Here is a 3,805-nt window from a genome sequence, read left to right on the forward strand (position 1 = left end):
GCCCGCGATTCTGCAGATCCCTGGAATGATGATCCCTGGAGGATGGCCAGCTTCGCGGCTTACGCCGCTCCCACAAGGCTGGCTGGAATTGTTGGTGAAGCCCCAGCCGAGCATGGCTCGGCACTACGCCGTTGCTCTCTCCCTTTGGCGAAGCCAGGGGGAGGGGTTGGCCTTGGGGCTTTTCAGCCGTTGCGACTGACGAAGTCAGCGGCGGCCACCGGCCGGCCCAAGTGGTAGCCCTGCAATACGTCACAACCCAGTTCACCGAGGAAATTGCGCTGCGCTTCGGTTTCCACGCCTTCGGCGACCACCTGCAGCTGCAATGTGCGACCCAGCGCAATGATCGAGGAGACGATGGCCGCATCCTCACTGTTGTGCTCCAGGTCGCGGACGAAGGCGCGGTCGATCTTCAGTTCTGTCGCTGGCATGCGCTTGAGGTAAAGCAGGCTGGAGTAACCGGTGCCGAAGTCATCGATGGCGATGCGTACGCCCATCGCGGTCAGGGCTTCCAGCATCTGCAGGCTGGCATCCACATCTTTCATGGCGGTGCTTTCGGTCACTTCCAGGGTCAGCTGGCGCGCGTCCAGTGCATGGCGCTCAAGTGCGCAGCGCACCGTCTCCACCAGTGTCGGCGAGGCGAACTGCAACGGCGACAGGTTCACTGCCATCGACCAATCAGTGTTGCCGGCGTCATGCCAGCTACGCAGCTGTGCGCAGGCCGCGTCCAGCACCCATTCGCCGATAGGGATGATCAGGCCGCTGCGCTCGGCAACGGGAATGAATACATCGGGCGATAGCAGGCCCAGCTCCGGATGGTTCCAGCGCAGCAGCGCTTCAGCGCCGTTGGCGCGGCTACCGCCGGCCGGGAACTTGGGCTGGTAGTGCAGCACCAGCTCATTGCGCGCGGTGGCGTGGCGCAGGTCCTGCAGCAGGCGCAGGCGCTGGCGGGTGCCGGCCTGCATGGTCGAGGTGAAGAACGCGTGGCCGTTCCGGCCGCTGTGCTTGACGTGATACATCGCCGCATCGGCATGCATCATCAACTCGCGTTCGTTGCTGGCATCTTCCGGATACAGCGCGATGCCGATGCTGGTGCTGACCAGCAGCTCGGCATTGTCGATCAGGAAAGGCTCGCTGATGGCGGCGCTGATCTGTTCGGCCATCAGCGCGGCATCGTCGGGCGTATCGATCGCCATCACGATGACGAATTCATCGCCGCCGAGGCGAGCGAAGGTGTCCTGGCTGCGCAGCAAAGCGCTGACTTTTTTGCTGAACTGCACCAGCAGGCGGTCGCCGAGCTGGTGGCCGTAAGCATCGTTGACGTTCTTGAAACCGTCCAGGTCGCAGAACATCAAGGCCAGGCCGAACCCGCTGCGGTCGGCTTTTTCGATCGCACGCTCAATGCGGTCCTGCAGTAGCACCCGGTTGGGCAGTTGGGTCAGCGGGTCGTGCAGCGCGGCCTGGACCAGCTTCTCATTGGCGTTGGCCAGCGAATGGGCCAGCAGGCCCGTGCGCAGGCGCATCTGGCCGTCGAATACCGAGGCCAGCAGGGCGACCGCCAGGGTGGCAATGGTGGTGACGATGACCAGGCCTGCGAGCAGGTGCGTATCCAGCCCGCCGGCGCTGATGGCGCCGCAGATGCTGCCAGCGGGGAAGCGCGCGGCGGCCATGCCGGTGTAGTGCATGCCGACGATGGCCACACCCATCACCAGTGATGCCAGCAGGCGCATCGGCAACAGGCGGGGCTGCTCATGGCGCAGGCGCTGCGCGATCCACAATGCCGCTGCCGAGGCGCCAATGGCGATCAGGATCGAGGCGGTGAACCACGCAGGGTCGTAGTCGATGCCTGGCTGCATCCGCATCGCGGCCATGCCGATGTAGTGCGTGGCCGCGATGCCCAGTCCCATCAGTACGGCGCCAGCAAGCAGGCGGCTGACTGGCAGCCGTTGCCGCGATACCAGCCACAGCGCATACATGGAAGCGGCAACGGCGGCGGCCAGCGAGCAGACGGTCAGGAACAGGTCGTAGCCGACCGGGATCGGCAGTTTGAAAGCCAGCATGCCGATGAAGTGCATCGACCAGATGCCCAACCCCATCGCCATGGCGCCCCCCACCAGCCAGATGCGTGCGGCCCTGCGGCTTTGGCTGCTGGCAACGCGCGCGGACATGTCCAGCGCGGTGTAGGAGGCAAGGATCGCTACCAACAGCGAGACGACGACGAGGCCCTGATTGTAACTGCCGATCATGCGGATTCCTGGAGCATCAAGACGGAGCAGAGCCCCACTTACCTAGCGGCAGCGGCGGCGGGGACTTTAGTTGTCGCAGCCTTTGCGACATCGGTGGGCTATCCTGCGGCGCTGACGCAGATAGGAATTTCCATGGCCAAGACCCGCAGTGCATACGTCTGCAGCGAATGTGGCGCCGAGTACAGCAAGTGGCAGGGCCAGTGCACTGAATGTGGTGTATGGAACGTGCTGAGCGAGATCGTGCTTGAAACCGCTGCGGCCGCAAAGGCACCGGCGGCACGCCGCAGTGGCTGGGCCGGCAAGGTCGAGGCGCCCAAGATCACGGCCTTGAAGGATGTGCAGCAGACCGAGCATCTGCGGGTTTCCACCGGCATCAGCGAGTTCGACCGGGTGCTGGGTGGTGGGTTGGTGGAAGGCGCGGTGGTGTTGGTTGGCGGCGACCCGGGTATTGGCAAGTCCACCCTGCTGCTGCAGGCGGTGGCCAAGATGGCCAGCAGCTTGCCGGTGCTGTATGTCACCGGTGAGGAGTCGCTTTCGCAGGTGGCCGGACGTGCTGTGCGCCTGGATCTGCCGCTGGAGGGCATCAACGCGCTGTCCGAGACCGGTGTCGAGAACATTCTGGCGCACGCGGTGAAGGCGCGGCCCAAGCTGATCGTCGCCGACTCGGTGCAGACGTTGTGGACCGAGGCGCTGACGGCCGCGCCGGGTTCGGTCAGCCAGGTGCGCGAGAGTGCGGCGCGGCTGGTGCGCTTCGCCAAGGAAACCGGTACGGCTGTGTTTCTGGTCGGCCATGTCACCAAGGAGGGCGGTATTGCCGGCCCGCGTGTGCTTGAGCACATGGTGGATGCGGTGCTGTATTTCGAAGGTGAAAGTGGCAGCCGCTTCCGCATCCTGCGCGCCTTCAAGAACCGCTTTGGTGCGGTCAATGAGCTTGGCGTGTTCGCGATGGGCGAAAAGGGCTTGAAGGAAGTGCCCAATCCTTCGGCGATCTTCCTGTCTGGTGGTAGTACCCGCCAGCCCGGCAGCTGCGTGATGGTGACCCGCGAAGGCACGCGCCCGTTGCTGGTGGAGGTGCAGGCGCTGGTGGATTCCTCGCCGCTGTCCAACCCGCGACGGGTGGCGGTGGGTCTGGAGCAGAACCGGCTGGCGATGCTGCTGGCGGTGCTGCACCGCCATGGCGGCGTGCTGGTTGGTGACCAGGACGTGTTCGTGAATGTGGTCGGTGGCATCCGCGTGCAGGAGACCGCCGTCGATCTGCCGGTGCTGTTGGCGGTGCTGTCCTCGTTGCAGGACCGGCCGCTGGCGGAGAAGACCATTGCGTTTGGCGAAGTGGGTTTGTCCGGCGAGATCCGCCCGGTGCCCAATGGTGAGGATCGCCTGCGCGAGGCAGCGACGCATGGTTTCAAGCGCGCCATCGTGCCCAAGGCCAATGCGCCGAAGGCCGGCACGGTGAAGGGCATGGAAGTGATTGCGGTGGAGCGGCTGTCGCAGGCGCTGGAAGCAGCGATGGAATAAGCGGCGACTGTAGTGGGGGGGGGGGGGCGGCCGGCGGCGGGCTGGCG

Annotated in this window: 2 protein-coding genes; one reads left to right on the forward strand and one right to left on the reverse strand. The window is 65.1% G+C overall.

What is annotated here, in order from left to right; all coding sequences use genetic code 11:
• Positions 1–182: 182 nt before the first annotated feature.
• Positions 183–2,243 (reverse strand): putative bifunctional diguanylate cyclase/phosphodiesterase, encoded by a 2,061-nt coding sequence (locus tag ACVOMF_RS20600; RefSeq protein ID WP_481510930.1) that lies wholly within the window; start codon positions 2,241–2,243, stop codon positions 183–185.
• Positions 2,244–2,375: 132 nt separating this feature from the next.
• Here ACVOMF_RS20600 and radA point away from each other — a divergent pair, with 132 nt between their 5' ends.
• The gene (gene radA / locus ACVOMF_RS20605; RefSeq protein ID WP_481510931.1) at positions 2,376–3,758 is read left to right on the forward strand and encodes a DNA repair protein RadA; all 1,383 of its coding nucleotides are present in this window, start codon (positions 2,376–2,378) and stop codon (positions 3,756–3,758) included.
• The last annotated feature ends 47 nt before the right edge of the window (positions 3,759–3,805 follow it).

It is taken from the genome of Stenotrophomonas sp. STEN022 (assembly GCF_056760155.1).